Here is a 26535-nt window from a genome sequence, read left to right on the forward strand (position 1 = left end):
GGTGCGCCTTCCAGCGGGGCTTGCTAACCCGGTGACCGCCCCTCCCCCTTCAGCTTCCGCCAGCCGCCCGCGCGGTTGTCGGCGATGATCTGCCGGAACATCGCCGACAGCGCGGGCGCGTTCACCGTCTCGCCCTCATAGACCGCCACCGTGCGCGCGGTCTTGTTGTCGTGCCCACCGGTGATGATCCCCTCCGGATCGGGCACGATCCCGCCGTCGTACAGGAACACATTGACGTGGTCCTTGGTCGCCAGCAGCGCGCAGATGTTCCCCTCCAGCACGAAATAGGGCCGCACCCGCCGCTTGATCGTCTCCTCGACCTCCGGGTCCGCGTCATGCACCAGCTCGCGCACCTGTTGACACACCGCCCGCTGCCAGGCAGGCAACGCGTCGATGTACTCGTCGACGCGCGGATCCACCACGTAGGTCATGTCTCGATCGTGACACGCACCACAACCCGCCACCACCCGCCGCGCGCCGACCGGGGCGATTGGCGCAACGCGAACCCGATTCGGTACAGTCGTGGCGCACACGACATCGTGGCGATCCCATCGATGTCGTATGCCCGCGGGTGTAGTTCAATGGTAGAACCTCAGCCTTCCAAGCTGATGGTGCGGGTTCGATTCCCGTCACCCGCTCAAACAGTCATTCCTCGTCGGCGGCCCCACCACCGCGAGGCCACGGGGTGTAGCGCAGCTTGGTAGCGCATCCGCTTTGGGAGCGGAGGGTCGCAGGTTCAAATCCTGTCACCCCGACCATGACAGGTTTACTAGAACCATTGACCGTGAAAACACGGGACAAGGTCGGTAGGTCCGTCTTGGTAGACACAGCAGAAGCCTCCGCGATGCGGGGGCTTCTGCTGTGTGAGGTGACCGTGTCCACGCCCTCGCCCAGATAGGCGCGTTTCGCATCAGCGATCTCTTGGAAGATGGGCGTCTTCTGGTCGCGGGTGACACGGCTGTCATCGAGGTAGATGCGCTCGAAGAAGGTCTGGTTGAGGTGGCGCCGCGCGGCGTTCGAAACGTTGGCATAGAGCTTGCGCGGATCTGAGACGAGATGAAGGGCGTGGCGGAGCGCGTCGGCACCGGTCCCGAGCTCGATGGCAGCTGCCGAGAGCCCGGATTCAGCTCGTTCACGTTCGGACGCAAGTTCAAGCAGCCTGGTGCGGATCTTCGCTTGGGGCATGTCTCCGATAGCCGCGAGCTGAAGGAGACGGTCCTCCTGCTGGTCGATCTCTTTCAGGCGCCGTTTGAGGTTGGCGTGCATCGTGTGCGTCGCAGCTTTTTCGTCGTGCACGACCTGCTCAAGGCGTATCTGGACGGCTTCGGCGAAGTCCTCAGGTAGTTCGAGCGTCTGATAGTGGTCAGCAATAGCCTGCTCCACCAGATCGGCAGGAAGGTGCGGCAAGTCGCACGCTTTCTCCTGTCTGCCTCGGCATAGGAAGTAGTGATACTTCTTCCCAGTTCGGCCCTTGACTTCGACATAGATTAGCCGAGACACGCGCCCATTTTCGTAGCAACGATCGCAGAACAGCGCCCCCTTGAGGTAGTGCATAAGAATGCGATCACGCTGCCCGTAGGCACTGCGAGCGTTGAAAACATCTTGCACTCGTTCAAACAACTCCAGCCCAACGATAGCGGGATGCCGCCCCGGATACTTCTCACCCTTGTACACCACGTAACCAAGATAATATGGGTCGGTGAGCATCTTGTGCAACGTCGACGCTGCAACTGTCCTCGCCGCCGGGTGCCGGGGTGTTCGACGACTTGTCAGCCCCAGGTCCGCCATCGTAGCTTCCAATCGGTCAATACTGTAGTCACCAGTGGCATAAAGCTCGAAAGCGCGCAGCACTAGCGGTGCGCGCTCTTCATCCAGCGCAATTGTATTGACCTGCCGACCCTCAACTTCAACTCGAATATTTCGGTACCCTAGCTTCGCAACGCCGATGGTCCCACCATTGATCGCCTTGTTGCGCATCTTGATACGTATGTCCTCGCCGGACATCTTGTTTTGCATGTCGTTAAAGACATCCGTAATTGCTTCCATAGCCTCCGAGAAGATGCTGTCACCGAAATCCTCACGGGCGGAGACAAGCTTGACATCCAGCTTATCCAGCTCCCGCTTAGTTAGAGCGGCGTCGATGTAGTTCCGGAAAGCGCGGGAGCGCGCGTAGACAATCACGTACTTAACTTCCGGATGTTCGCGCAGGTATCGAATCATGTCCTGGAACTCGCTCCTTTTGTCGATAGTCTGCGCTGACACGCCAGGGTCGAAGAACTCCTCAACAATCCGAGCGCCCAGATTCTCAGCTCGACGATCGACGTGGACGCGCTGCGTCGCGATCGAGTTGCCATCAGGATCAATATCACGGGCGGTGTCGAGCTGTTTCTTACTTGACACCCGAAGATAGGATACAGCCGGGGCCAATTCGGCAGTCGCTAGAGAAAGCCCTGCAGAGAGTGCCGTTCGCGTCATATTATTTCCCCTTTCAGGTCCGCTGCCCGCCGCTTGCCCGACGGCGATGTTGCCAATATGATCCGTACGCCCAGCCGTGAAAAGTGTCCGCGCAACAGTTCAGCGTGATCCGTAGTGCGGGCGAAACGGTGCACACTAGGGAAAATGACATAGCGGATGTCAGGATGGTTCTTGAGATAGGCCAACAGGCGCCGCAGAGCGGGGCGACGACGCAGAGCGGTGGCAGGCGCTCCAATCTCGATGAATTCCTTTACAACGCCAATGCCGTGCTGAAGCGCCGTTCGGTGGCCAGCCTGACGCTGGAGGCCAATCCTGATGGGCTCGCCGCCAGCTGCGATGTCGGCCTGGCTGATCGCGGCGATGGACAGGAACATGACCGCCGGTGGAAAGAGCGGAATACAGGCGTGGTGCGGCCGGGCGAGCCGTTGCAGTACACGGAGCGGTTTCATGCGGCGCCCCCGTCAGGACCAGCAACGTCCGCAGCCCGGTGTCGGCGGGCGCGGCCGGTATCGAGTCCGAGCGGCGTATCCACGAGCCGACGTTCTGTCACGAATTCGGGGACGCTGAAGTGCACGGAAAGCTCGGCGGCCGTGCCGATGTCGTTGCTCCACGCCCGGCGAAGTAGGCGGTCAGGTACAAGAAGGTGATCGGCAAAGTGGTCGGCAGCTTGCTCGGCAAGGTAGCGGCTACTGGTGGCGTCTGTACTGGGATAGAGGTCGTCAGCGTGAGGGTAATCGAGGATGTGCTTGAACTCGCGGGCCAGCGCCCAGCGCTGCTGCTTCCAGCTATCGGCGTACGCAAGTTGGATGACCCACTGCCGAGCGGCGGTATCCCAGAATCCAGCGCTCGGTAGGCGTTGACCGGGAACCCATTCGACGCGAATCCCCCTGAGTTCAGTTATCACCTCCGCTGGAATCATTCCCGTGTCTACTGGATGCGCGTCGAGGAGCATCTCGGCCTGCCGTCGCGCCAGGTGCAGGCTGCGCTCAACAGGAGTAACTCCCACCGCGGCGATCGCCCTAAGCTTTGCCAGCGTTACCCGTGGGGGGTCATTGCCTTCTCTACTTGATTTCAGTGGTGGTACCGCCTGTGACATGTCACATCTCCTTTCTTTACATTTCTTCGCCAACCTCGCCTACTGCACACTTACGCGATAATCCGACGATACGCATGCAGCTCAATCTGATCCCTGGCGGCAATAGCGGCAATAGCTTGCTCAATATCGTCAGCCACACGCCCAGACACCCCTTGGTAGATGACGCGGATTGCGGGCTGGTCTTGCCTAGCTGCAGGTGTCAGCCATCCGGCGATGACATATAGCTCGTCGGCCGCGATGTCGAGGGCATCGGCTATCATGCGCAAGCTGTCTGGCGTCGGTTTGACGAAGACTTCCTGCTCGATTCTGGTTATGGTTGACGGATGCAGCCCCGATCGCTCTGCCAGCTCCGATCGAGTCATGCATAGCTCTTTACGTCGCGTTTTGATGACGTTCGCCAGATTGGCAGCGGAGCCCCTGCTCCTGGATGTACCCATAGTTGTTTCTCCTATTATTGTTACCCAGTCGGAAAATAACTCCTTTCTTGCGCGAAAGCAATTGTTTTTGACAATTTAACATCGCTTTCTCGCAAAAATGCGCCTCCATTTGTCGAACTAGGCTTGAATGCTGAATATCCACACGCCGTTCTCTGCGGGCAGTGGCACGATCACGCCGTCGGCCTCCAATTGAGCAGCCACAGCTTGGTAGTCGACAGCAACGAACGGACGGATCTCCTGGGGCATCGCCCGGTCGAGAATGGCCTCGTACGCCATCGGCCGGAGCTGTTCGCGGATGAAGGCAGCGGCCGACTCGTAGTGCCCCTTGTAGGCGCGGGCGAAGTGGTACAGCGGCTGACGGTCGTCTTCGTTGTATTTGGCCCAAGCGGCGAAAGCGGGGCCGTACTCCTTAATGCCGATGGCGATTTCGGACAGCGTGTCGATGCTGTCGACACCTTCGAGTCCGATCGCGCCGGTGGTGACGTCGAAGGCGCCGTAGTCGCGGTAGTCCCAGATGTACAGCGGATTCCCGGCGTGCTCCTCGTCTGTCAGCGCGCTGTACATTTCGGCCTCGATGTCGCGTGGCGACCGGGCCATATCCAGCCAGAGCCCAGCGGTGAGCTCGGTCCGGAGCGGCAGGCCGCGGGTGACATAGATCCGGGGGTTGAGCTCGCGTGGCTCGGGTTCGTGGCTAACGGCGCGTTCGAGCTGGGGCGGATGTTCGCCGTGTGAATGGGGAAGGCGTTCACTCACGACCACCTCCTTCCCCAGGCGCGGATGCCGTTCGTCCTGGTTCGCCTGAGATTTCGTGGCGGATCAGACGAAGGGCGACAGCTTCGAGCGCCCCTTGCAGGTCGCTGGTCGTGAGTTTGTCGTGCTCACCGGCGAAGCGAACGATCTCGTTGAAGACCTGGTTGGCCACGGCTGCTTCGGCGTGCATGTTCCCCTCACTGGTGGGGTCGAACTGATGCGTGAACCGCACGACTTTGGCGGCGACGCGGGCTGCGGCTGCGTGGTCGCCAGGATGTTTGGCTAGATTGTCCACGGCGGCCAGCAGGGCGTCGCTGATCGTCCACAGCAGTTCCCATTCCTGGTCGCTGTCGTGTTCTGGGAGCGTGGCTGGCATGGCGTCGGGCTCCTGGCGGTGCTCACCTGAATTATGTTGCGGATAGTGCTCTTTCATAGGCTCCTTTCGGGTTACGCTTGTGTGTTCGGCCGGACGGGTGGCAGAGAGCGTGAACGCTCGATCTGTCACCCGCCGGCCGTCACCGGGGGTCGCTGAGTGGGACTCAGCTGTCCGGCTGTCCGCTGTCCTGTTTGCCGGTGCGGCGGGTCCGGGGGCTAGGTTTGCTCTCGGATTCGCCGGTTGCCGTGTCATCCTGGGTGGGCGGCGGTGGCGTGGCGGCGAACAGGTTGGCGATGGCTGCCTGGCGGGCACGCGCTTCTTCTTCGATGGCGGCGCGAGCGGCGTCGGCTTTGGCCATCAGCTCGGAATCGTTCTTGGCGGCGTCGATGTAGGCATCGACGGCTTTGAAGCACTCGGTCTTCAGGTTGCTGCCGCGCAGTTCGGCGATCCAGGTGAGCTGGGCGTGCCGGGCGGTGTCGATCCGGATGGCAAGGGTGACTTCCTTGCCGCCGGACACCTCGGGTGTGGACATCGCTCCTCCTCGGTGCGAGCGGCCGGTAAACGCTTGCTGCGCTTACGGGTACGGCCGCATGACACCGAGGAGCCAAAGCTACGGTCCCGCGCGAGCCAGGCTCGGAACCGTGTTCATCCGGCTTCTCCCTGCCGGAATTTCGAGTCGGACGGCACCGGGTAGCCGGCGATGACAATGTCGGAGTCGATTTCGTTGCCCCAGGCATCCCAGCCAGGCTGCGACCTCCGGGCAAACAGTTCGAGATACGGGCCCTTCGAAACCCGTTCGATGATGGCGTACTGTTCCTCCGGCTTGTGGCTGTGGGACTGGAGCGGCGCGAACACCCAGGTCGGCTGCGCCTTGAAGTTGACCGGAGCGCGACCTCGGGTTCCGAGGATCATGTGTTCGGTGGTGTTTCTCAGGTAGACGCCCAGGCCGAGGCGCGGTTTGACCCAGGTGAGCGGACTGCGCGGAACGAACCCCCATGCCTCCATAACGTCGTAACCGATGCGCAGAGTGGCATTCGTTACCCAGAGCCATAGGTGGGCGTCGTCCTCGGCCAGATCGGCGACGGGGATGGCCTTGATTTGTTCGACGGTCATCAAGGGGTAGTGCTGGTCCGCGCCGCGGCCTCCGGTCTGGTGGATATCCCAGGGCGGGTCGGCCATGATCGTGCGGTAGCGGGTCCTTCGTGTGGGGTGAATGTGATCGCTACTGGTCATATTCGGCTCCTTTCTGCATGGCGAGGATGAGGTCGTGGGGTGCGATGATCTGGAACAGACCGTCCGGGAGGTGGCGGTCCTTGGCGATGGCCTTGCGCAGAGCGGCCCGCCGCCGCTTAGCCTTGGCTTCGGTATCAGCAGTCATCGACCAGACGACGGTCGGGAAGGTGTTGTCGGCGCGCTCCTGTTCGATGCCTTGACGGCGATATGACTCGTAGTCACGGCACTTCTTCAGCAGGGTCGGCAAATGTTCAGTGCCCATGTCGATCTCGATGAAGGCTGCGTCGACGTAGTCGCTCCCCGGCGGTGTCGCGGTCTCGGCGTACAGGTCAGGCTTGAGGGTCAGGCGTGCACCACCGACGCCAACGTACGTCCGCCAGGAGGTGGGCTCGATCTCGCAGCGCAGCAGTTCGAGTTGCCGGGCACGATCGGCTTGGACGAAGGCCACGTGAGCGTCGGCAATGCCCAGCTGGTGGTCAAGGAACCGTTGAGTTGGTTGTTCGAACCTCCGCCTCGCAGTACGTCCGCTGTCCAGGCGCAGCAGCCGGTCGCCAACTTCATCGACGTAGTGGACTGAGGCACTGCTGCCCGCCTGGTGCCCACCGATCCGTTGCGGCAAGCAGCTAAGAACGCGGTGCCGCCGGAGCCGTGCCAACACCCGTTGGGCCGACCGAAGTCCACTGGATTCAGGCTGATCGCCAAAATGCAGCGAACGGATGTGTGCCACGGACAAGAAGCGGTGTTCATCGACAGACCGCAGGATCGACCAGTCCCGCTCACTGAGCTGCTGGGCGAGCCGGGCCAGGTCGCGAACCGGCCGCCGAGCAGGCTGTGTGGTGCCCGAAAAGGCACCATCATTCCCCTCCCGCAAGGCAGGAAACTGCGGGGTCAGAAGGGATTTCGTGGTCAGGCCGGGACGAACAGCGGGACGAATACCGCTCCCAGATGTCGTTGCTTCATCTACGTCACTACTTCCGTACGACTTTTCAGACTTCATGACTGCCTCCTTCGGCGTCCGCCGCGTGGGTTGTCCATGTCGCCCGCCACCTGGTCAAGCAGTTCGGTGAAGCCCTGCTCGACTTCGTCGAGCGGCTGGCCGTAGCGTTCGCGGGACAGGCGCCGGATCTCATTCGGATCCGATGTGGCCGGAGGTGGTGGCAGTGTCACGCCTGACGCCCACGGCTGGACCGTGTTGTCGCGCATGGCGTTGACGTAGACATGGTGGGCAGGCAGCGCGCCGAAGTCCTCGGGGGCGAGGACGGATTGTCCGGTGGCCATGTCCTTGGCGTCGCCGGATTGGAGTTGGAAGGTGATGCGGCTTCTCGCGTTGTTGCGGAAGGCGTCCAGCATCGCGGGCGGCAGCTGCTTCTGGTACTGGTGCGCCAGGTGGAATCCGGCCCGCAGGCTGCGAGCGGTGGCGAGCGCATCGCCCAAATCCGTTGGCAGCTTGAGGTAGTCCTGGACTTCGTCGATGTAGACCATCACCGGCGTCCGAGTGTCTTCCGGCGTCCCGGCGCGCTCGCGGACGGCCTGCCAGAGTTCGGCCAGGATGATGGCCCCGAGCAGGGTTGCCGACTCCGGCCCGATGACGCCCTTCTGGAGCGGTACCAGGAGCACCTTGTTCTCCCGGAGGACTTGCCGGATGTTGAACTTCGGGTTGCGTTGTGCCAGCACCGCTCTCAGCTGCCGGGTCAGCAGGGGCCGGAGTTTGTTGCTGAGCGGGGCGATTTTGGTGTCGACCGCTTCGGGTGACAGCGAGTCGAACCATTGCCAGAACGGCCCGGCGGCGAACGGATCTTCTCGGATCACCCGCTGAGTGAGCGACCGCCGAAACCCCGGGTTGGTCAGCAGCAGCGGCAGCATGGTCAGGCTGGCGTCGTCGCGTTTGGCCAGAACCTCCAACGAGTTTCGGAGGATGTCGGCTGACCGCGGCCCGAGGTCGCCGTGGATGGCGTGGATGGTGCCGAACAGCGAGTCGGCGATCACCTCTGGCGTTCGGCCGTCGCTGTGCGCCAGCGGGTTGATGCCGACCGGCGCGCTGTCGAGCGGGTCGAGCAGCACGATGTCGGCTTTGCGGTGGTCGGGGATGCGCGCCAGGATGTCGGCCACCAAGTCCTTCGGCTCGATCACCACCACCGGCCGGCCCGCCTCAAGGTCCTGGACGATCAGGTTGAGCAGCAGGGTCGACTTGCCGGTTCCGTTGGGCCCGATGACCCAGGTGTGGCGCATGGCGTCGAGCACGTCGTAGCCGATCGTGCCGCTGACCCCAGGCGCGTTGGCGGTCGCGATCACCCGTTTCCCGCTGAGCAGTGCCGGGGTTGGTCGGACCGGGCGCGGATGGATAGGCGGCTGGCCTGGGAACCGGTCGTCGCGGTTGTCCGATACCGGCCAGGCCAAGAGGTGGCTCACTTCGGGGACGCTGAGCGGCTGGGCCGGGGTCAGGATCGACCAGGTGGCCTTGGGCTGATTGACAGCGCCGGGCTTGTCGTTCACCAGCTTCAAATGCGCCCCAGGCGTTTCCACCGTCCCGATGGCGGCAGCCAGTCCGAGCAGCAGGGATTTCCTGCGGTCCGCGGCAGCGGCCTGCACGCCGAGCCGGATAGCGGCAGTGAAGCCATGCTGGCCGAGCTTGCGCAGGAGGGCTTGTTTGGCGTTCGGGCGCCGGTCCGGCACCAAGCCGCTCCATACCTTTGAGGCTGTCGATTGATGGCTGCCGGTGGGCCGTTCGGTCGGGAGCATCGGCTGGCGGCGCGGCCCGAGCACCAGCTGGACGACCAACCGTTCGCCGGGGGCGTTCACCGCGGTAAGTGCGCTCAGGATGGAGCGGCTGGTGGCCACCCGGTCCGAGGGCTCCAACGGCCAGTCGGTCGCCGTCAGTTTCAGCCGACGCGCGGTCGCGATCTCACCTCGTTCGTTGCTGTCGAACGGGGTGACCACCGATCCCGGTACCAGCTGTTCAACCGAGCGCCGTACGCCATGGGCGTGCCGTAGCTGGGTGCCGACCAGGTATTCCACCCCGTCGACAGTCGAACGAGCCTCAAGAATCAGCTGCGGGGCGTGTTTCTGCGCCGCCCAGTCCCGGAGAAGCGCCAGGGCCGATGCCTCGCGAAACGGGCTGGGCCAGAATAGGAATTGCCAGACCAGTGAGTCGGCTGTCAGTTCCGGCGTTGCCGGGATGGTCGTCATTGGCGGTCTCCTTCTCGGACCTCGTCGCCCGGTGCGGCATCGGCGCCCGCGCTGTCGGCATTCGCCTTGGCGGTGTCCGTGTCGGCCAAAGCAATCGCGATGACGGCGCGGCTGAGCTTGTGCAGGTCAGGCGGATTGCGCTTCTCGCTGCGTACCGTGATGGTTCGCTCCGCCCTCGTGGATCCGCTGCGCCGCTTGGCTTCTCGGTCCACGCGGCGATGGTTGGGGCGTCCTGTTTTAGACATAGCTCTCCTCCTTGTCGAATTAGGTTGGTATTTCGATGAACTTGCGCCGAACGCTTGGTCGGCACTGGATTTGCGTACGCGCAAAATCCGTTCTGCGATTTACTATGAATTGCGCGGCTGCGGGGTCAAATCAAGATTGCAAAAACCACCACACCGGCGCGAACACGGCTTGCCGTAGTAGAAAAGGCGACATTATTGGCAGAATTTCGCCTACCAACCGCCACGCATCTTCCGGTAGATCGCGATGCCCGCGACCGGGACGCCGACGAGGGCGGCGATCCCGATTACGAGTACCAATGCGGGCCAAATAATTTCGATGACCGCCACTGCGGCGTAGAGGGCAACAGCGCCGACCAGGAAGGCGACACAGGCGCGCTTGAAGGCTTCGGCCAGGCCCGACGGGGAGTCGCCGCTCATACTCACCACTCCCCGTCAAGTTCGTCGGTATCATCCCCAAGGTCGTCGTCGCCCAAGCTCAGGGCGAACGCTTCGGACGCCGCGGATTTCCGCGCGCTGGCCGTCTTGGTGCTGCCAGCGGTGAACTCATCGAGCTTGTCCATCACCTCGTCGAGGACGGCGTGGTCGATCGTGGTGTTGGGCGCAATCAGGTTGGCGTGCGGGCTGCCGCCATTCGCGCGGATGGTGGCGTCGGCACCACAGCCCTGATGGTAGGCGCGGGCCAGCAGCCGAAGCTGATCGGCGCCCTTGACCGGCTCGCCCATCTTGGTGAGCGTCGCGCCGTAGACCCGCTCGGCCCGCAATCGGATCCGCGCCAGTTCGGGGCCGATGGCGTCGATGCGCCGCTGCATAGCAACCCGACGTTCCTCGATCGGCCCGAGAACCCCGGCCAGCTGGGCGATCTCGTCGGTCTGCAGCGAACCGTCTCGGTAGTGGACGAAGAACACCACCGCGTTCACAGTGATTACCACGATGGCGAAGAAGCCCCCGAGCATCACCGCGCCCATGGTGCCGCCGCCCGCGGCCAAACTCTCGCTGATAATCCGGTAGGCCATCAGGAGCCCCGCGCTGATCGCCAGCGCCACTGACAGCCCGCCGAACAGCAGCGGGATGACCCGCGCTCCCCCGTCCGGCATGGCCAGGTGTCCATGGGCGTCCTTGTAGCCCTTGAGTTCCCGACCGAGGAAACTGAGACCGACCGCCACCGCCAGCGTGCCGAGCAACGCGAACACCATGCTGGTGAGCAACGGCACCAGGCCGCCGCCCCATGCCGTGCCGTCCCCAGCCGTCAGTCCGGCAAGATCGACGTTGAACACCTGCGTGGTGAAGTGAAGCAGCACCGGGAAGTCCACCACTGCGGCCGCGATCGCCACGGCGCGCAGCGGCCGCGACACCAGACGGTGCTTGAGGCTGCCCTCGTCCCGCTCGCCGGTGACGGCGGCGCTGACTGTGCCCATGCGCTCGCGGACAGCTTTGGCCGTGGTGATCTCGCCGTTCGTGCCGGTAACGGACGTGGTGTCGAGCCGGCTGAGTTCGGCGCGCAGGACGGTCTCCTCGCCGGTCAGAGCGGCCGCCTGGTCGAGCAGCTTGGCCAGCTCGTCGGCGCCCCGTTCCCGGGCGTGCTCGGCGGCGGCCATGCCTTTGCTCGCCACGAACGCCTCCATATTCGACAAGCTGTCCGGCTCCCGGGTATACCCGATACGTTGCTGCTCCCTGGCCAGGGCGTCGACCTGAGCGACCCAGTCGCGCGGGATCGGGCGGCCGGTAGCCAGCGACCAGGCCATGTCGGAGGTGGGCACCGCCGGGGAGCGGGACGTGGTCGTGGGCGGGTCGGTGGCTTTGCGCAGCGACACCGGAGCAGATTCGGGCACACGCCCGTTTGTCGCGGTAGGGATAGCAGTCATGGCGAAATCTCCAATCGTGGTGCTGGACAGGGGTTGAGGAGGTGGGAGCTGGGGCACGGGGGTCACCGCCGCGCGAGTAGGAAGGTCATTTCGACGCGCCGGTTCTGCTTGGCTTTCGCTTCGTCGAACACGCCGTTGGTGAAGTTCGGGACGACGGGTTCGTGGGCATCCCGGCCAGCAACCGCACCGAGGACACCGCTCGGAAGGCCCAGGGAGACCAGGCGATCCGCGACGGCACGGGCACGCCGCTGGGCCAAGTTGTCCCTCGCGTCGCCGGTGCCGGTGTCGGCGATATGCCCGGTGATATCTACGCGCCTGATATGGCAGCGGAATACGGCCTCGGCAAGGGGGCGGAGGACATCGTCGGCTGACGCCGGCAGGACCGCGCTGTCCGGGGCGAAGTGCAGTACCGCGTCCGACAGCCGTGTCCACACCGGGCAGCCGGCCTCGGTGTAGGCCTCCGGCACCGGCACCACCGGCACTGGCGCCGTCGCGACCGGTGGCAGGGCTGTTGCTGACGGAGGAGCAACGCGGCAACTGGCGGCCCCCGACCGCTCGCACAGCTGGTGATGCAGGGATTCGATGAACGACCGGGTGAACGGCGGTAGCACCGGCTGCTGCCCGGCCACCACACCCAGCCCATAAAACGTCACGTGACGGCCAGGCAGGCGGGGTATGAGCCCCTGCTTTTCCACGCTGTCGATGACGGCATGCGGGTCGGTGCTCCACCCAATACGGCGCAGATCCACCGGCGCCTCGGTGCTGACGCCGGAGGTGAGGACGTGCAAATCGCCCGGTAACTGGCCAGCCCGATCCAATAGCGGCAGGACGCCGAGGCCCGGCTCGGTGGCCCTCAGCGCCCCCACAGTGGCGGCGAGATCATCGAGGGCAGCACGGATTTGGCGGTCGGCATCAGCCTGGGCGTGCTGGACTTGCCCGTTCGGCCGGAGCGGCGTCAAGTCGTGGGTGACCACCTCGCCGGTGGCGCTCATGACCACGTGGACGGTGGCGTCGCCGGGACGCTTGGCGCGCTTGGCCATGGCCACCAGCCCGCTAGCGAGCGAGTCCGGCAGCGAGGGGCGGGGTTCGGCCGCGGTGGCGGTGGCAACGATGGTGACCGCCGTGGTTGACGGGCTCTCCGACGGGGCGCAGCTGGTGATGCAGAGCGCCGCCAGCGCCAGCACGAGGATGGCGACCAGCGCCATCCTCGACGGCCAGATCGGCGCGAACGGCGCCACCGCGGTGCGCCTGGTACGGGAAGCTGGCATGCGGAAACTCCTTACCGGTGAGATGGATTCGGCAGCCGCGCAGCTCACGACGGCCGCGGCCAGCGCAGAGCCCATTCGGCGAGCAGCCGCTGGTAGCCGGCTGCGAGGTCGTGCACGTGATCGGCGCTGGTGGGCGCCCCGATCTCGCGTGCATTGGCGAAAAGGGTGATGCGGGACCGCAGTTCGCGAATGCCCTGGAAGACGTACGCCGTGATCTCGTGCACGGTCGACGGGTCATCACCCTCAGGGACAGCCAGTCCGGGGCCGGACGGTACCGGCGTGGCGTCAGGCTCATTCGCGGTGACGCCGCCCGAGGTGAGGTCAGAACCGACCTGTGCGGCCGCTGTGGGCCATTGCCGTATCCACTCCAGCAGGCCGGTGCTCAGCGCGCCGGACAGCTCCCAGGCGTAGGCAGCGATCGTTGGCGCGGCAGCGTAGTGGTGGTTCAGGAACTGCCGCAGGCGATCGTCGAACTGGCCGTGCTCCACGAGGACGTAGTTCAGGATGTCCGACGCGGTGGTCAGATCGTCCCCGGGCGGGACCAGTGGGCACAACTCGTCGGCCAGCTGCAAGCGGGAATAGGCGGTAGGCGCTGTCGCATCCATTTGCGCTGTCTCCTCCATTCAGATGAACGTCGCCGGTTCGTCCGGCGTACTTCGAGGAGAACCCCTGGGCTGTCGGCGAATCCGGTGGACGGTCCGGCATGAACTCGGGGAGAATCTGGGCATGTCGGCATCAGGGGGACTTCCAGACCACGCAGCGGTCGCCCGCGAGCTCCGTGCCGTTCGGGAGAAGGGGCTCGGTGCCTTACGGCGTCTGAACCTGCCGGTGCTGCACAACGTCGCCCGCCAGGTCGACCTAACGACCACCGATGTCGAGCCAGAGCCGGCAGCGATCGAAGCGTTGGTACGCCAAGCAGTCGACCACCTCGATGGCGGCGAGTTCCAGGAGGCCGCCGAATACACCTTCGGCCTCATCGGCGGCACCAAGTTCGCGCCCAGCACCGAGCGCCGCCGCCAAGCAGCCAAAGCCGCAAGCATCCAGCCCGAGACGTTCCGAAAGGGCATGGAGAAAGACATCATCGAACAGACCGCCGAAGCTGTGCTTGCTGTCTGCCACGATGCCGCTATGCGTCGGGCCCACCTAGCGATGGAGCGCCGCCACCCCGCAGATAGCCGACTGGCAGTGGCGTGGGTAGAACGGTTCGAGGCCTACTACCGGATCTGGACGCCTGTGTACGCGCTTGGCGCTGACCTCCGCGCAGCGCTCCAGACCTACCAAGAAGAACCCGCCGACCACCTGCCGTGGGACCCGGACAGCGACGAACCATTCGACCCGATCAAGGAAGCGCAAGGGTACGCCCGTAGCGCCCTGCACTGGTACGCCCGGTTCCTGCTGGAGGAGCGGCGGTTCATCGCCAAACACGGTGGCCTGTGGCTACTTTCCGACGCTGACGTCGAAAGTGAGGTCCGGGACGCTGTGTTCCGCGTCGGCTGGCACAACCCGATCAACGAGGAGAACGACTCGTGGCTCCGGCGGACGCTGGCAACGCGACAGCTCGAAGAGCCCGAGCTGTTCTACCGGGCCCTCGAAACCTCCGCCCAAGGTGAGATGATCCACGCCATCTGGCAGAAGTTCGTCCTCGACGGCCACCAGTCCGAAGTCGACGGCGATACCTCAAAAAGCCAGGTACACAGCACCATCCAGGCGTGCGACGACTACACCAGCAAGGTCGACGAGGACTGGATGAAGATCGCGGACTGGTATGCCCCGGGACAGGCGCCGCCGCGCGGCGTGGACGGTGCAGCGCTGTACGACGGGCTATTGTCGAGGAATGACAGTAGAGGCTGAGAATCGTCAGCGCAGGGTAATGTAATCAGTTTCGTGTCATGACGATCGGACGATTGATTGGTTAACGATTGATGTCGTGCGGCGAGCTGTTGGCCTAACGCCATCGAGCTTCCGCTCGGCATCGGTGGTGACGGTTCAGCGGTAGTCGCTTTCAGTACGGCTCCGTGGACCGTGCCGATACACCATGCGTGCCTGTGCCGACGACGAGTGCCGCGACCACAGGGCCATCGCCGTTGCGCAAAACTGGCGCTCAACTACGAAGCCGCGCGCCACAGCGTCCGGCGATCGCCCACTCTCAAAGACCGGACTCGCACCTCCAGCTGCTCAGCTGCGGCCGGCTTGTGCGGCGCCAGCCGAATGTACGACGCGATCGAGTGCAACTCGGCAATGTCCCGAAGTAGCCGCCACCCCGGCCAACTAAGCATGTCGTAGCCGTAGGCGCCGAGGAACCCGCGCCGCTCAGGCTCCGGACGCTGGAAGTGGTCCGGCAACCCGCCAATGAGATCCAGTTCTCGTGGGCCGATGCAGGATTGGTCCCAGTCGATCAGAACGTAAACATTTCCGTTCCAAACGACGTTCTCGGTGTGGGCATCGGCATGGACGACGCCGATACCGAGCGGAAAGTCGGTCACGCGGTATGCCTCGACACCAGCTGAGTTCTGCGGCGCAGGGGGATGGGGCAGAATTCCCGCCGCGGCGGGTGTGGCCGGACGATGCGGGATCGGTATGAGCAGGCCGGAACCGATGCCGGAGCGGGCGTTTGTGCAGGCGAGCGGCAAGCTGGCGGAGTTTATGTGCCAGGTACACCTGATGGAGCTGACGCCCGAACGGGCCCGCGAGCTTCGGTATGTCCACCGGTTTCATCACCCAGACGAGTGCCTCGTGCACCTGGAGGCGGCTTATCTGCTGCTGACCGAGGATGGCGGCTGAGCGATGGCGCCTTTCCTCGTTGCCATCCCCTAGGCAGAATCGGTCATCTTGGGGCGCTGAGCGCTGCGGCTATCGCACGTGCGTGTATCAAACCATGTCGAGAGACGGTAGTTCGAGACCCTGTACAGTCCATTATGGTCAAGTGGTCAGCGATTGGACAGATCCCACCGTCAACGCAGACAGCGACCTCAAGTCCGCTCGTATTCACGAACTCCTGGACCTCAGCGATCGTGATGGACGGACCTGGGCCCACAATTCCCGGGGTACCAGAGATATTCGCCGAGGTGGCTGCGATGGGGACAGGTGAGCGCACTGCCAACTCTCCGAGTAGGCCGACCTCGTTGACGACAAGCGCATTCGGTGATCCGACTGCCGCGTGCCTCTTTCCGTTTCCTGCGTCTCTCCAGGGAAGTATCAGCGCCAGATCACCAGGCCAGAATGCTGCGGCGAGTTGGTGAGCATCGTCACTGAAGACAAAGAGGTCGGCTGCTTCTCCTGGAGACCGGACGACAAGTGCGAGCGGCTTGGCGGCTGGTCGACGCTTACCTTCATAGATACGATCGCAGGCGACTGCGTCGCGCGCATCGGCACAAATCATGTACCACCGATGAGTTGGGATAACTACCAACTTACCGGCCGCCACTGCGTCGACCGCGACATCCAACTGGGTTGGCTCAATAATCTTCATGCACAGTATTCCTCTACATCCGATACCGGAATCAGTCCCTGACTGCGAAAAATCCGAAAGGCGTCGGCGCGACTAATCGGAGTTATGCCGCCATCAAATATCCGAGTTCGCTTCTGCGCTGTCGACCTCAGACTACGCGCCAGATCTTCCAGCGGGTCGGCAAGTTGTTCAGCCGCCTGGTCCCCGCAATCGCGGAGGCACAGGTCTACTGCCGCCAAAGGTGCAGAATCGGGGGCGATTTGGTCCAGCAGGCTGAACCCTGCGCAAACTCTGGGATTAATCTCGTGGATGCGATAGATTCCGTCCTGAATCACGCCGTCTACTCCGAATGCGCCAGCGTAACTGGTGTTTCGATGGAGCCGTCGCCCCAAAGTTTGGATAGCCGAACGGGCGTTTTCCAGCTCGGAGGCAGACAGCTCAAGCGGCCAGACGATACCCGGAGCATGTACTCGCCATGTTCGCTGATCCCAAAATACCAGCGCTTCAACGGGACCGAACTCGACCACCCAATTGCGAGCCAGGAAACCGTAGAAAGTGCATGGAATTCCGGTGTGAAGAGGACGAAGTACTACCGTGTCACAGTCTCGACCGAGTCGGCGTTTCAGTGCGGCGACGTTGTCACTGCTCGCATCCTTGGGGACGATGTAGGTGTGGCTCGATGACATTGCCAGCCCCTGACGCGGGATTCCCTGGATCACTGTTGGAGCCGGGACACCCCAATTGAGTTCGACCGAGCATACCGTGCCACCAACCAGCCGAGCCTGCATGTCTTTTCGTTCCGCGTCGGCCTGAACGGCCGTCCGTGCGCCTAACACCGGCCGACCGTCGACCTCCCTCACCGAGGCGAAGGAGCCAGCGTAGAGAAACGCGGAGCGGTGAGGGTCGATCATCTCAAGTCGGCTGCGTAGATCGGTTGGAGGTGATCTCAGGGTTGCCTCATACGCTGCGAAGCGTCCCTGAGTGTTGTCACCCTGATAGTCGAGCATGACGCTATCGACATGCGCTGCCGATGCCGCTTTGAAGAAGGCTGCCAGTTGCGTGCTGTGAGCTGCCGCGCCAACGAGTAAGACAGTCCGGCCGCGGACCAACGGAGCTACCAACCCAAGGGAGGTTTGCCGCAGGGGCACAGATGAGAGGTTCACAAGGTTCAGCTAGCGCCCTTGCCTAGATGCAACCAATGCAGGAAAGTCCAGCCATGGGTCTTTCAGTGCGGCCAGACGCCTCGACTGGTGGTCGACATGCGAGACGCGGAAGTACACCATAGTCCGCGGCGTGCTCGTTATGTTCGCACCGACCGCATGTGGAACCAGGTGATGCATTAGTAGCACATCACCGGGTTTGCCCAAGAATGGAATGCCCTTTTCCGAGTCGACATCCGGCGGTGTTTGATGAGTCAACCCGAGCGCCCATTCATCACGAAACCACTCCGACATTCGCAGGTGGCCACCAGGCTGGTAGTGGAGGGCGCCACCACTCGGGCTCCCGATATCGGACAACACCACTCCGACAAGAAGCGAGAACGTTCGAAGCTCGTTCGGGTCGAGATGAGGACAAGCCACCCCGTCGACGTGCATCGCCTTGGTCGGCTGCGGTTTGTGTAATTGGTTCTGCGGTAATCGGATCTGAATCTGGGCCGTCTTCACGGGACACGGCTCACCTACCAACTCTCGTACGGCACCGGCAACTTCACGGGTGTAGTACAGGTCGAGAAGAATTGGATGGCTTCCAAGTTCCGGAGCGAACGTCCGTTGGGTATAGCCTGCCAGGTGATTGAGGTCCATACCGGTTACGAGCCAGTCGTTGATCAGCGACCGTGCGGACTCGATCCGGTCGCACGCGATCAAATCTCTCTTAATTAAGACGCCATCAGTAGCGAATGATGCGCGATCCTCGGTCGTAAGCACTGTTTCTTGCCTGCCCTAGGTTGATCTGAATTCTTCTTGTTTCAAGAGTCGTTCCAATACCGGCGGACAGTAATTCAACGCGCTTTCAATGATGGCCTCGCCGATCTCGGACGTGGCACCGCGCGGATCGCTACCCATGATGCCGAGGCTGGAGATCTCGGCATCCCTCGATGTCCATGGCCAGGTGACACCGCGGTCGAGGATGTAGTCGCGGATCGACTCGCGACGCAGATCAGCTTCGGTGAAGGACTCCGGGATGCGATCGATGTGAACGTCCGCTGGCGACAGCGCGAGCATAACGCTGGTCTCGCGCATGCCAGCGTGAATTTCTGGCAACGAGGTTTGGATCTTTGCGGTGGACAGAGAACTCGGGTGCAGAACGCAAGCATTGACCCCGCAGTCTCGACGCAGCTCGTACAGTACGGCTTCTAAGATGCCGCGGTTTCCGCCATGTCCGTTGACGATCAATAGATTCCGTGCCGGTACCGATCGCGTATATGCGGCGACGACTGCCCTCAAGAGTGTGCTAAGGGTGTTAGTTGTCAACGATATCGTGCCAGCAGACCACGAGTGTTCAAGGGACAAACCATATGGCAGAGTTGGCAGTTGCCACAGATCAAAGTCATCGCCGTAACGTTCGACGATCCGCGCCGAAAACTGCTCGGCGATGACAGCGTCAGTATGCAGCGGCAGATGCGGGCCGTGCTGCTCGAACGAGCCTATCGGCAAGCACAAGATAGACTCCGGCGTTAAGCGGGACGTCTCCAGTGCTGTCAGCTGACCGAAGTTGCGTCCCGTCATCGCGGTGGAGTCCTTCGGCCTATGCGGATCACGAACTCATTGTCTTCTGGGAAGCTGTCGTCGCTACTGAATTTCGCGAGCTGTTGCCGAACGGCCTGCTCAAACTCGCTCAGCCGACCACCGAACAAGTGCGGAGCAGCAAACGATGTTGAGTAGAGATATCCGAGAATGCTCTCTGCTGACCATGTCCGGTGAACCGGAACCGTGAACTCCTCAACATGACTGAACGGCGATTCCCTCATGATTTCGCTGTACGGCCGATCATGATGCTTGAACGTGCCGTCACCAGCACGGCGTTCGTCTCCCAGGAAGTCCTTGACCACCGAGCGGACTGCGCTCTTCCAAGGACTGCCGGCTGCCCAGAAGCTACTGTCACCGAAGATGGCGACCGCGCCATCAGGCGCCACCTGGCTGTCCAGGCGCTGGAGCATCACCTCTTGGTCGATCCAGTGGAAGGCCCTACAGATGGTTACGAGATCAGCCTTCCAGTCATCCGGCGGCATGAAGTCTTCGGCTTCGATGGCCGACAGGGCGAGCGTTGTGCCGACTGGCAGTTGGGGCCGCAGCGCCGCTTCAGCAGCGGCCAGCATGTCGGGGTCATTGTCGATGGCAATGATGTCGTCGAATCGCCCCAGGAGAGCCTCGACAACCAGACCAGTACCGGTGCCGACGTCCAACAACCGGCGGGGCTTCCGTTGGGGGACCGCCTGATCGAGCAACACTGCCACAGACTCGGGGATACCTGGCCGGTACTTCCGGTAGTACTCAACGGTTCCCGTGAACATACTCATATACGGCTCCCTACCATGCGTTGGATGAGCGGGACTACCTGGCGAAGATCAGTGGCGACCATCACAGTACCGTCCTCCATCTCCTCCGGCATCGGTCGACCGCGAGAAATCCAGATTGGACGGGCCCCAGCCGCCAAAGCGCCTTTGACATCACATTGCCAACTGTCCCCGACGTGGATCATTGCCTCTACAGAAGCACCCACAGCATTGCAAGCGAAGTCAAAAGCGCGCCTATCCGGCTTTACGCATCCCGTGCGACACGAGGGAAAGAAATCCGTCACCCAAGGTTCGAACAATAAGCGGAGTTGCTTCATGTCTAAATCAACGGCGGAAACATTCGATATTGTAATCACCGTTCCATAATAACTAAGTTCTCGAACAACGTCGATAGCATGCCGATCCGGAACGAATTCATCTTCTCCGCGATCAATCGACAGAGCCGATTCAATTCCCAGCATTTCGCAAATTTCCGCCATTGTTGCACTTGAGACTTCAGGCAGCGCATATAGCTGCTCCCGTATAATATCTCGAGTCTCGTCGGGCGAGCGTTGGGAAGCTGATCGAAGCCGAGATGGCACACTCGGCGCCGAGCTTGACCCCAACGTTCCCCCGACGTCGAAACTGATGACGATGGGGCTTCTTCCATCTATCTGCGGCACAGGCGGCAACGCGCTGACTATAGCATCCACACGAGCTTCTCGGATTTCCGGTTTCACCGCCTCGGAAAGAAACGTGAGTGCATATTGGAGCTCCGCATCGTCGAGGACTGTCAAATCCCGTCGACGAGCCGACGCCGCTGCTTGCAGCTCAAAAGCTATCTGACGAGAACGTAGGCCATGTGGAATATGTAGGATTCCGGATTCATGGGCCCCGTCGGACAAGGCGCGACCCTCTGCCACTCTGAGCACGGTGATATCATCAAACGTTAGGATACGGACTGATCGTTTAATACCGTTGATCTCCAGCACTCCAGAAAGAAATGTATCATATCCGACGAGCCGCTCCGACAGGATGAAGTGATCGCCTTTAAATCGACCGGCGACAGGCAGGCTAATGGCAATTGCGGGCATCAGGCCTCCTTGGTGTCGTCCCCAATCCGCTCGTCGAAGGCACATGGAGCTCACCGTGCATAGGGAGGCATCCCTCGGCATACAGGCGCTGCCGTCGCGGCTCCCACTGCAGCTGGTATTCAACTGACTGGAAGACGTCACTATATGCGGCGGCCAGATGAATTGCAGGCATTAGTGAGCGACCATGCGGTGAGATCATTACCCCCAGCTGACGTGCCAGCAGCATGAGGCCTAGCACGCACGTGATCCCACCAAAGCCCACAACGTCGATAGTTAGGGCACGCAATTGTGCGATATCGAACTGATCGATCCTTTTATCGTCAATGGTGAAATACTCCCCAACGCTAAGCGGGACACCGCATTCAGCAATTCGCCTGTAGCTCGTGATGCATTCGTATGGGAGAGGGTCCTCAATCCAGACTATCGGTAGCCGACGGACCAAATGACAAAACTCCATTGCAAGGTCCAGGTCCCACGTTTGTAGCGCGTCGAAGGCGACTTGATTCACTGCGGACTGCGATACCTGAATTGCCAGCTTCGCGAGCCGGGCCGCGTCGCCCAGTTCGCTTCTTAATCCCCATTTAGTGAACGCCCATCCGTCCGCAGAGACCGCCTCGACTGTCGATAACGCGTCCGCTGAGGCGAGATCGAATCGAAGCCAAGATCCATAAGCTGGTACGACGGTGATTCGGTGGCTTGTAAGCAGGTCTACGACCGGCATACTCAGCAATTTCCCATGCAGATCCCATATTGCGCAGTCGAGCGTTCCTATGGCCCAGGAGCGACAGCGTTGGTCTACAACCGGACTCGGATGTCCGCGAAGGACTTCAACCGCCTTCTGGTGCTCGAATGGTGAGCAGCCGATCAGCCGATGCATGAGATACCGTTCGATGTAGCTGACGTGGTCGGCGTGGACCGGCCCATACCAGCCAGAGTGCCCAGCGGCATACACTCCGACAAAGAAGCCGGCATCGCCGTCCTCGACCTCGTCACTAAGGTCCAGTACCTCGATTTTCTCAATCGTGACGGTCGCCGTCATGCGGTTCTTTCCCGCTCTCTTGCAAGCTCGATAACCGCCTGCACAATGCCAGACGCATCTAGGCCAGCAGCGATGGCTAATCTTTGTTGCGATATCGGCGCCGGTGGTTCGCGCCATCCGATCACCCGGACGGGCTGGCGAATGCGTCCCGCCAGCAGGCCCCATATCGCAGCCGGATGTCCTAGAGTCACTACCAGCACCGCGGCGCTCCGGCCGACGTATTCGCCCCATTCATCAGGGCGCAGTCCGCGCGGCCAGTCGGCTGGGTCACCAAGCACTGTCAGATCGGCGACACCCACAACCCGAACACTGCCGACGCGCTTCCGCCTGAGCAGCGGGATTGCCGCGCCGACAGCGGTAGCGGGGATATCTCCGGCGCAGAGGATGGTCACGTCTGGTTCAGACGAGTCACTGAGATGCTCCCAGACGGACAGGCCACGTGACAGCTCCGATATCATGGACTGCGAGGGAAGCGTTGCCCGTGAATGCTTGCCCGCCACAATGACATTCACCCGGTTCGTAGAATCAAGGCTCTGCTCGAGAACAGCTCCCAGTCGCATCGGGTCGGCGGGCACGTACATGCGCACAGCCGGATCTGCTATACCCACCAGCGTCGTGATCAGGGAGGGGTCACCATGGGTGTATACGTTGTGCCATCCATATGACGTCAGCAATAGATTCAAGCTCGGGAGCTCCGATGTACGGAGGCGGCGTTGCTTCAAATGCGAAACCAGCCCGGCTGTCAGCAGAGTCGAGAATGCCTCGTAGGAGACCAGCAGACCGCGCCTGCCACTTGAGGTCCAGCCCGCCAGCCATCCGAAAAGGACTTCCTCGGCCAACACCTCGGACACCCATGAGGCACCGGCCAGCTGCCCGAGCCGGTTCGATTGCATCTCGTCGGGGCTGAAGACGCGGAAGTCGCCGCGCGCGCCGTGGGCTCCGAGCACGGAGGTGACGACATCGGTGAAATCCGAACTGGCACGTTTTGGACCAAGTGGCTCTCTCGCAAAGCTTCGATCCCGCGGCGGGGCAGAGCTATTGTCGATCCGTATCAGCTCCAGCGCAGCCTTGAGAGCGCCAGTCGGGCAACCGTGCTCATCAAATAGCAAGCGCGGCCGGTACGAGAACAACCACTCCTGCAGCTGGGCACGCTGGTCGGCCGACGTCGCCGCGGACGTCAACGGCGTCTTGTGCAATTTGGCTGTCCCGAGATACCGCACCCCATCCACGACGACGGGTCCACCCCAACCTTTCTCACACCGCAACACCAGGCAGCAACGTTGGCCACCTACAGTTTCGGCCGTTGCTCTTCGGAGAAGGTGATGGAACGCATCGTGCTCAGAGCCATCGGCAGCGTGAACGGTGAATATCCGACAACCCCAGCCCAGCGCCTCGAAATACCGCCTGACCTCGTCATTGCTCATTCTTCCCAGGATCGAACGGCTTCCCATTCGAAACTCATTGAGATGGATGATCGGTAGCACTTTCGCGTTTTCTAACTCGCGTGCCGCCAACCAGGACGCCGCCATGGTCGGTGTCTCGCATTCTCCATCACCGATGATTGGCACGATCACCTGATCGTTGTGGAGTGCAGCTCCACATGCGAATGCCAACGCACCGCCGAGGCAACCGCCGAGAAAGTCACCAGCTGGAAGGTCCGGATGGACTTCGGAACCAAAACGCGGGACATTGGGGAATGATTGAGCAAGCGCGGCCAGCCCCTTCTCATTGAGGCTATAGTCGGGGATATGTCGCCTCAAGTCGCCGGTCAGCCAACTCAATGCCAACTGGGCTACCCCGGTGTGCCCGGCACCGAGTAGGGGCACGAGGCGTACGGAAGAATCCTCCCCGGCGTGCAATCCGATATGCGCCAACAGCCACGCGGTACCTGGCACGGTGCCCCAGTGACCTGTGGGCCAAGTCTTGATGTCACCCGACCGCAGCGGACGCGTCAATAATACGTTGTCATTCAAATGTAGCTGAACGACGGAGACATACACGATCGCCCGCCACAGGGCATCAGCACAGTCTCTCAAGTCAACCATCTCTAAGGTACCAGCCGTTCACCGCCGAATGAGAAATACCACAACGGGCGGTAGCCTTCCCACGCTTGAGGTCGCAAGTTTGTGTCTCCAAATATCCGCTCGATCTCCATCCGCGCCTGCAGGTAGTATTCGATCTCGGATGCGGCCGGCGCCCGAAGTCCGGCCATGATGGCGTTATGCGCTTGGTAAACTTGGAAGTTGGGGAATTCTGTGACGTACTGGGCGAGGGGTGCAAGTCCTAACCGCAGATCGGTCAGGTGATCCAAACCGCAGATGTATGTAAACGATGTGTCCAGGCCATGCCCCTGAGCGCGACACAGGACATCCGGTATCTCGGCTGGCGTGAGGTCTGCCTTGCTAGCCTTCAGCAAGAGGTTGCGCCGAGTGAAGCACTCGATCGTCAGCCGCAGAACGAACGGCGCGACGTCAGTAGCCAATTTCCGAAACGAGTTATCGCTTCTAAGCACGGATGTCAGCAGACCGATCCGAGCGCCGATGCCATGATCCGACAGGGCACGACGGAGCCTCTCCAAGTGCGACAATGCCGCGGACTCGTGCTCAAAGCACCCAGTCGAGACAGTCACCTCCTGAAGCTCGGAAAGATCGCCCCGCGGGTGCTGTTCGCGCATCGCGTCCAGCAGTTCGGAAAGTTGGCGTTCTTCAGAAAGCCGTGGATCAGCTGCGGCCTCAAGCGTGTTAGGACAGAATGCACATCCCGTACAGCGACTACGTGCATTCGGATTCAATGTCGCCGCCTTGCCGCCATTACGAAAATAACCGCCAACTGCCTCGTCGGCATCTATCCGATGGACGGTACCCACGACCTCCGCACCGAGACGTAACTCGTTATCCACCATTATGAACGGTGATCCTGTGGCATTGAGCGGAACAATCACCATCCACGGTACTTCCATTTTGGTAGTCAGTCGGACGGTCACCCGAGCCCGATGTCGTGGCTGGTCTGAGGATATTCCGTACAGGTTTAATGCTATGAGTAGCGCATCCTCAGCTGGCACTTCATATTTGGCGGACAGTTGCTCAAGCTCATCAAGGAGCAGCGGATGGACCCGCGAGCCTACTACCATGCTTCACCCCGCAAAGAGTCCATTTTTGGGCGCCGAGACAGGCCGGATACTCCCCCGCACGTTCGACGAACGCACACCGCATCGTTCGATCACAGTTCCAGCCCTTCCACAGCGAAATAGACTGAGCCAGTAGTCCGGACCCCGTAGTCGGACGTTTGAGAGATCATCCCCAGTCCACGGCAGCTTACCGCACGTTTGTATGAGTCGCCGCCCTATGAACCAACGACGTCGACACAGCAGAGAAGTCCCAGCTCACCCTGCCGACTGCCGCAAATATTCCGGTTGATTCTACGGAGGAGCAGACGATACCTTGTCGTACGTTCACTTGATATTGCATCGGCAAGTGCATTTGCAAAGGACACTCGATGCGGTGCACAGCTCCACCCGCACCTCAACCATGCCGTATAGCTCAACTTTGTCGGCGCCCACGGCCCAGCTGAAGTCCTCATGGAGGTGCGACCTTGGTCGGACGAATGGAGCTTGCACTCAAGATCACCGAGGAGTGTGCCCGACTACCGGAACCACTCGGACGGGCGGCCGTCGTGGCCCTGGCGCTTGACAGGGAGAGCAATCAGACCGATCGCCGGTTCTTGCGCCAGCGGGTTGAGGAGCTTGCGGCAAGTCTCGATCGTGAGTCACGCACCGCCGTCCGCCGGATCGACCAAGCGTTCTTCATGTTGGCCGAGTCGATGGCAGAGACGGCAGGCACGGAAGCTCAAGGTGCGCAGGCACCGTCAGATGACGGTTGGTACACCGACTCGCTGACTGCCACCCTCCACCTGGATGAAGATCCAGTCCGTCTGATCGAAACGCGACGAATTGTGGCTACTGCAGATGAGCTCGATGAGATCGTATTCTCGTGGAGCGTTTCCGCATCCTCGGTCGAGCCGCGTCAATTGTCCGCCGAGGTCACATCCGGCGGAAAAATTCTCGAGAAGCGCACGGTCGGACGATCGCACGTTGATTTCCGAATGCGTCTACCGGAACCGATAAGCTTGAGTCAGCATCACGACTACACCGCTATTATCATCGCAGGCCCACGGCGGTCGATCCGTCCGTACTATATTGTTACACCGTGGCGCACATGTAAATTCTTCCGTCTGCGTATCTGTTTTGGGCCCAGGACTCCCGCGGAGATTTGGCGAATTCGCGGCCTCCCCTCGCGGCAGTAGTCGATCTTGAGCCCGACAGATGACATGATTCAGCACGACAGCATCGGTGAATTGCAGGTGGACTTCGACAGCCTTAGACTGGGGCGTAGTTATGGTGTGGGCTGGCGGTATTGAGGTCTATGGGCGAAAGTCGGGAGGTCAAGTCCTGGGGTGTGGTGTAACGGAGTTGGTCACCGCGTGATCGGTTGTTCGGTCAGGCGGTGAGTTCTGCGGGGGTGGTGTCCTCCTGTT

Annotated in this window: 29 protein-coding genes, 2 tRNA genes and 1 pseudogene; 6 read left to right on the forward strand and 26 right to left on the reverse strand. The window is 61.7% G+C overall.

Going from position 1 to position 26535, the window contains the following annotated elements; all coding sequences use genetic code 11:
- Nucleotides 1-23 precede the first annotated feature (23 nt).
- Nucleotides 24-431 carry a DUF1801 domain-containing protein gene (locus DFR74_RS22465; RefSeq protein ID WP_067512424.1) on the reverse strand — a complete coding sequence of 136 codons (408 nt, stop codon included), beginning with the start codon at nucleotides 429-431 and terminating at the stop codon, nucleotides 24-26.
- 136 nt (nucleotides 432-567) lie between these two features.
- On the opposite strand from DFR74_RS22465, the gene DFR74_RS22470 reads away from it, so the two are divergent.
- From DFR74_RS22470 to DFR74_RS22480, 3 genes are all read left to right on the forward strand, one after another.
- Nucleotides 568-638 (forward strand) — tRNA-Gly (locus DFR74_RS22470).
- 43 nt (nucleotides 639-681) lie between these two features.
- A tRNA-Pro gene (locus DFR74_RS22475) sits at nucleotides 682-758 on the forward strand.
- A 298-nt stretch (nucleotides 759-1056) separates the two neighbouring features.
- On the forward strand, nucleotides 1057-1344 hold the full coding sequence (locus tag DFR74_RS22480; protein WP_067512426.1) for a hypothetical protein: 288 nt from the start codon (nucleotides 1057-1059) through the stop codon (nucleotides 1342-1344).
- Between the two features lie 24 nt (nucleotides 1345-1368).
- On the opposite strand, the pseudogene DFR74_RS38040 reads toward DFR74_RS22480, so the two are convergent.
- The 15 genes and pseudogenes from DFR74_RS38040 to DFR74_RS22560 all read right to left on the reverse strand — a co-directional run.
- Nucleotides 1369-2475, reverse strand: a pseudogene (locus DFR74_RS38040) (recombinase family protein); the annotation flags it as partial.
- Nucleotides 2472-2924: a recombinase family protein gene (locus DFR74_RS22495; RefSeq protein ID WP_084538009.1), complete on the reverse strand. Its 453-nt coding sequence runs from the start codon at nucleotides 2922-2924 to the stop codon at nucleotides 2472-2474. The pseudogene DFR74_RS38040 and the gene DFR74_RS22495, both read right to left, overlap by 4 nt.
- Complete coding sequence (locus tag DFR74_RS22500; RefSeq protein WP_084538010.1) at nucleotides 2921-3571, reverse strand: ImmA/IrrE family metallo-endopeptidase; 651 nt, start codon at nucleotides 3569-3571, stop codon at nucleotides 2921-2923. The genes DFR74_RS22495 and DFR74_RS22500 overlap by 4 nt, the downstream gene beginning before the upstream one ends.
- A 50-nt stretch (nucleotides 3572-3621) precedes the next feature.
- Entirely contained in the window at nucleotides 3622-4008 is a 387-nt protein-coding gene (locus DFR74_RS22505) for a helix-turn-helix domain-containing protein (protein WP_084538011.1), read from the reverse strand.
- A gap of 117 nt (nucleotides 4009-4125) precedes the next feature.
- Entirely contained in the window at nucleotides 4126-4761 is a 636-nt protein-coding gene (locus DFR74_RS22510; RefSeq protein ID WP_147265877.1) for an antirestriction protein ArdA, read from the reverse strand.
- Nucleotides 4754-5191: a hypothetical protein gene (locus tag DFR74_RS35495; protein WP_147265878.1), complete on the reverse strand. Its 438-nt coding sequence runs from the start codon at nucleotides 5189-5191 to the stop codon at nucleotides 4754-4756. The genes DFR74_RS22510 and DFR74_RS35495 overlap by 8 nt, the downstream gene beginning before the upstream one ends.
- Before the next feature lie 106 nt (nucleotides 5192-5297).
- A complete protein-coding gene (locus DFR74_RS22520; protein WP_067512435.1) occupies nucleotides 5298-5666 on the reverse strand; it encodes a hypothetical protein in 369 nt (122 codons plus the stop codon).
- 113 nt (nucleotides 5667-5779) lie between these two features.
- Nucleotides 5780-6367: an MT-A70 family methyltransferase gene (locus DFR74_RS22525; RefSeq protein ID WP_067512437.1), complete on the reverse strand. Its 588-nt coding sequence runs from the start codon at nucleotides 6365-6367 to the stop codon at nucleotides 5780-5782.
- The gene (locus DFR74_RS22530) at nucleotides 6357-7364 is read right to left on the reverse strand and encodes a replication-relaxation family protein (protein ID WP_084538012.1); all 1008 of its coding nucleotides are present in this window, start codon (nucleotides 7362-7364) and stop codon (nucleotides 6357-6359) included. Before DFR74_RS22530 ends, DFR74_RS22525 begins: the two co-directional genes overlap by 11 nt.
- Nucleotides 7361-9553, reverse strand: coding sequence for a type IV secretory system conjugative DNA transfer family protein (locus tag DFR74_RS22535; protein ID WP_067512439.1), 2193 nt, complete (start codon nucleotides 9551-9553; stop codon nucleotides 7361-7363). The genes DFR74_RS22530 and DFR74_RS22535 overlap by 4 nt, the downstream gene beginning before the upstream one ends.
- The gene (locus DFR74_RS22540) at nucleotides 9550-9765 is read right to left on the reverse strand and encodes a hypothetical protein (protein WP_067512441.1); all 216 of its coding nucleotides are present in this window, start codon (nucleotides 9763-9765) and stop codon (nucleotides 9550-9552) included. Before DFR74_RS22540 ends, DFR74_RS22535 begins: the two co-directional genes overlap by 4 nt.
- Before the next feature lie 243 nt (nucleotides 9766-10008).
- The gene (locus DFR74_RS22545; RefSeq protein ID WP_067512443.1) at nucleotides 10009-10215 is read right to left on the reverse strand and encodes a hypothetical protein; all 207 of its coding nucleotides are present in this window, start codon (nucleotides 10213-10215) and stop codon (nucleotides 10009-10011) included.
- Between the two features lie 2 nt (nucleotides 10216-10217).
- Complete coding sequence (locus DFR74_RS22550; protein ID WP_067512446.1) at nucleotides 10218-11609, reverse strand: hypothetical protein; 1392 nt, start codon at nucleotides 11607-11609, stop codon at nucleotides 10218-10220.
- 113 nt (nucleotides 11610-11722) lie between these two features.
- Nucleotides 11723-12928, reverse strand: coding sequence for an OmpA family protein (locus DFR74_RS22555; protein WP_170160788.1), 1206 nt, complete (start codon nucleotides 12926-12928; stop codon nucleotides 11723-11725).
- 44 nt (nucleotides 12929-12972) lie between these two features.
- Nucleotides 12973-13551, reverse strand: a complete 579-nt coding sequence (locus DFR74_RS22560; RefSeq protein ID WP_147265879.1) for a hypothetical protein — start codon at nucleotides 13549-13551, stop codon at nucleotides 12973-12975.
- Between the two features lie 103 nt (nucleotides 13552-13654).
- Here DFR74_RS22560 and DFR74_RS22565 point away from each other — a divergent pair, with 103 nt between their 5' ends.
- Nucleotides 13655-14779 carry a hypothetical protein gene (locus DFR74_RS22565; protein WP_147265880.1) on the forward strand — a complete coding sequence of 375 codons (1125 nt, stop codon included), beginning with the start codon at nucleotides 13655-13657 and terminating at the stop codon, nucleotides 14777-14779.
- Between the two features lie 254 nt (nucleotides 14780-15033).
- On the opposite strand, the gene DFR74_RS22570 is transcribed toward DFR74_RS22565, so the two are convergent.
- Nucleotides 15034-15411 (reverse strand): phosphotransferase family protein, encoded by a 378-nt coding sequence (locus tag DFR74_RS22570; RefSeq protein ID WP_067512452.1) that lies wholly within the window; start codon nucleotides 15409-15411, stop codon nucleotides 15034-15036.
- 94 nt (nucleotides 15412-15505) lie between these two features.
- Here DFR74_RS22570 and DFR74_RS22575 point away from each other — a divergent pair, with 94 nt between their 5' ends.
- Nucleotides 15506-15709, forward strand: coding sequence for a hypothetical protein (locus DFR74_RS22575; RefSeq protein WP_067512454.1), 204 nt, complete (start codon nucleotides 15506-15508; stop codon nucleotides 15707-15709).
- 43 nt (nucleotides 15710-15752) lie between these two features.
- Here the strand turns inward: DFR74_RS22575 and DFR74_RS38045 are convergent, their stop codons facing one another.
- From DFR74_RS38045 to DFR74_RS22615, 9 genes are all read right to left on the reverse strand, one after another.
- Nucleotides 15753-16397, reverse strand: coding sequence for an L-threonylcarbamoyladenylate synthase (locus DFR74_RS38045; RefSeq protein ID WP_084538015.1), 645 nt, complete (start codon nucleotides 16395-16397; stop codon nucleotides 15753-15755).
- Complete coding sequence (locus tag DFR74_RS35500) at nucleotides 16394-17383, reverse strand: hypothetical protein (protein ID WP_147265881.1); 990 nt, start codon at nucleotides 17381-17383, stop codon at nucleotides 16394-16396. The genes DFR74_RS38045 and DFR74_RS35500 overlap by 4 nt, the downstream gene beginning before the upstream one ends.
- A 165-nt stretch (nucleotides 17384-17548) precedes the next feature.
- Nucleotides 17549-18301 carry a phytanoyl-CoA dioxygenase family protein gene (locus DFR74_RS22585; RefSeq protein WP_084538016.1) on the reverse strand — a complete coding sequence of 251 codons (753 nt, stop codon included), beginning with the start codon at nucleotides 18299-18301 and terminating at the stop codon, nucleotides 17549-17551.
- A gap of 15 nt (nucleotides 18302-18316) precedes the next feature.
- Nucleotides 18317-19102, reverse strand: coding sequence for a creatininase family protein (locus DFR74_RS22590; RefSeq protein ID WP_084538017.1), 786 nt, complete (start codon nucleotides 19100-19102; stop codon nucleotides 18317-18319).
- The gene (locus DFR74_RS22595; protein WP_067512459.1) at nucleotides 19099-19893 is read right to left on the reverse strand and encodes a class I SAM-dependent methyltransferase; all 795 of its coding nucleotides are present in this window, start codon (nucleotides 19891-19893) and stop codon (nucleotides 19099-19101) included. The genes DFR74_RS22590 and DFR74_RS22595 overlap by 4 nt, the downstream gene beginning before the upstream one ends.
- Nucleotides 19890-20963: an HAD family hydrolase gene (locus DFR74_RS22600; RefSeq protein ID WP_170160789.1), complete on the reverse strand. Its 1074-nt coding sequence runs from the start codon at nucleotides 20961-20963 to the stop codon at nucleotides 19890-19892. Before DFR74_RS22600 ends, DFR74_RS22595 begins: the two co-directional genes overlap by 4 nt.
- The gene (locus DFR74_RS22605; protein ID WP_170160790.1) at nucleotides 20944-22002 is read right to left on the reverse strand and encodes an enolase C-terminal domain-like protein; all 1059 of its coding nucleotides are present in this window, start codon (nucleotides 22000-22002) and stop codon (nucleotides 20944-20946) included. The genes DFR74_RS22600 and DFR74_RS22605 overlap by 20 nt, the downstream gene beginning before the upstream one ends.
- On the reverse strand, nucleotides 21999-24047 hold the full coding sequence (locus tag DFR74_RS22610) for a phosphoketolase family protein (RefSeq protein WP_084538020.1): 2049 nt from the start codon (nucleotides 24045-24047) through the stop codon (nucleotides 21999-22001). The genes DFR74_RS22605 and DFR74_RS22610 overlap by 4 nt, the downstream gene beginning before the upstream one ends.
- A gap of 2 nt (nucleotides 24048-24049) precedes the next feature.
- Nucleotides 24050-24946 (reverse strand): radical SAM protein, encoded by an 897-nt coding sequence (locus tag DFR74_RS22615; RefSeq protein ID WP_198161853.1) that lies wholly within the window; start codon nucleotides 24944-24946, stop codon nucleotides 24050-24052.
- A 659-nt stretch (nucleotides 24947-25605) separates the two neighbouring features.
- On the opposite strand from DFR74_RS22615, the gene DFR74_RS35505 reads away from it, so the two are divergent.
- Nucleotides 25606-26304 (forward strand): hypothetical protein, encoded by a 699-nt coding sequence (locus DFR74_RS35505; RefSeq protein WP_147265882.1) that lies wholly within the window; start codon nucleotides 25606-25608, stop codon nucleotides 26302-26304.
- The last annotated feature ends 231 nt before the right edge of the window (nucleotides 26305-26535 follow it).

It is taken from the genome of Nocardia puris (genome assembly GCF_003315035.1).
GTDB classification, from domain to species: Bacteria; Actinomycetota; Actinomycetes; order Mycobacteriales; family Mycobacteriaceae; genus Nocardia; species Nocardia puris.

Bases quoted from the DNA above. Each gene is read 5' to 3' on its own strand.
- DFR74_RS35500 (WP_147265881.1), bottom strand. From the start codon at position 17,383: ATGCTCGACTATCAGGGTGACAACACTCAGGGACGCTTCGCAGCGTAT.
- DFR74_RS35505 (WP_147265882.1), top strand. From the start codon at position 25,606: ATGGAGCTTGCACTCAAGATCACCGAGGAGTGTGCCCGACTACCGGAA.
- DFR74_RS22590 (WP_084538017.1), bottom strand. From the start codon at position 19,102: ATGACGGGACGCAACTTCGGTCAGCTGACAGCACTGGAGACGTCCCGC.
- DFR74_RS22595 (WP_067512459.1), bottom strand. From the start codon at position 19,893: ATGAGTATGTTCACGGGAACCGTTGAGTACTACCGGAAGTACCGGCCA.
- DFR74_RS22575 (WP_067512454.1), top strand. From the start codon at position 15,506: ATGAGCAGGCCGGAACCGATGCCGGAGCGGGCGTTTGTGCAGGCGAGC.
- DFR74_RS22500 (WP_084538010.1), bottom strand. From the start codon at position 3,571: ATGTCACAGGCGGTACCACCACTGAAATCAAGTAGAGAAGGCAATGAC.
- DFR74_RS22605 (WP_170160790.1), bottom strand. From the start codon at position 22,002: ATGACGGCGACCGTCACGATTGAGAAAATCGAGGTACTGGACCTTAGT.
- DFR74_RS22525 (WP_067512437.1), bottom strand. From the start codon at position 6,367: ATGACCAGTAGCGATCACATTCACCCCACACGAAGGACCCGCTACCGC.
- DFR74_RS22520 (WP_067512435.1), bottom strand. From the start codon at position 5,666: ATGTCCACACCCGAGGTGTCCGGCGGCAAGGAAGTCACCCTTGCCATC.
- DFR74_RS22600 (WP_170160789.1), bottom strand. From the start codon at position 20,963: ATGCCCGCAATTGCCATTAGCCTGCCTGTCGCCGGTCGATTTAAAGGC.
- DFR74_RS22465 (WP_067512424.1), bottom strand. From the start codon at position 431: ATGACCTACGTGGTGGATCCGCGCGTCGACGAGTACATCGACGCGTTG.
- DFR74_RS22480 (WP_067512426.1), top strand. From the start codon at position 1,057: ATGAAGGGCGTGGCGGAGCGCGTCGGCACCGGTCCCGAGCTCGATGGC.
- DFR74_RS22495 (WP_084538009.1), bottom strand. From the start codon at position 2,924: ATGAAACCGCTCCGTGTACTGCAACGGCTCGCCCGGCCGCACCACGCC.
- DFR74_RS35495 (WP_147265878.1), bottom strand. From the start codon at position 5,191: ATGAAAGAGCACTATCCGCAACATAATTCAGGTGAGCACCGCCAGGAG.
- DFR74_RS22560 (WP_147265879.1), bottom strand. From the start codon at position 13,551: ATGGAGGAGACAGCGCAAATGGATGCGACAGCGCCTACCGCCTATTCC.
- DFR74_RS22505 (WP_084538011.1), bottom strand. From the start codon at position 4,008: ATGGGTACATCCAGGAGCAGGGGCTCCGCTGCCAATCTGGCGAACGTC.
- DFR74_RS22535 (WP_067512439.1), bottom strand. From the start codon at position 9,553: ATGACGACCATCCCGGCAACGCCGGAACTGACAGCCGACTCACTGGTC.
- DFR74_RS22610 (WP_084538020.1), bottom strand. From the start codon at position 24,047: ATGGTTGACTTGAGAGACTGTGCTGATGCCCTGTGGCGGGCGATCGTG.
- DFR74_RS22530 (WP_084538012.1), bottom strand. From the start codon at position 7,364: ATGAAGTCTGAAAAGTCGTACGGAAGTAGTGACGTAGATGAAGCAACG.
- DFR74_RS22545 (WP_067512443.1), bottom strand. From the start codon at position 10,215: ATGAGCGGCGACTCCCCGTCGGGCCTGGCCGAAGCCTTCAAGCGCGCC.
- DFR74_RS22555 (WP_170160788.1), bottom strand. From the start codon at position 12,928: ATGCCAGCTTCCCGTACCAGGCGCACCGCGGTGGCGCCGTTCGCGCCG.
- DFR74_RS22565 (WP_147265880.1), top strand. From the start codon at position 13,655: ATGTCGGCATCAGGGGGACTTCCAGACCACGCAGCGGTCGCCCGCGAG.
- DFR74_RS38045 (WP_084538015.1), bottom strand. From the start codon at position 16,397: ATGAAGATTATTGAGCCAACCCAGTTGGATGTCGCGGTCGACGCAGTG.
- DFR74_RS22615 (WP_198161853.1), bottom strand. From the start codon at position 24,946: ATGGTGATTGTTCCGCTCAATGCCACAGGATCACCGTTCATAATGGTG.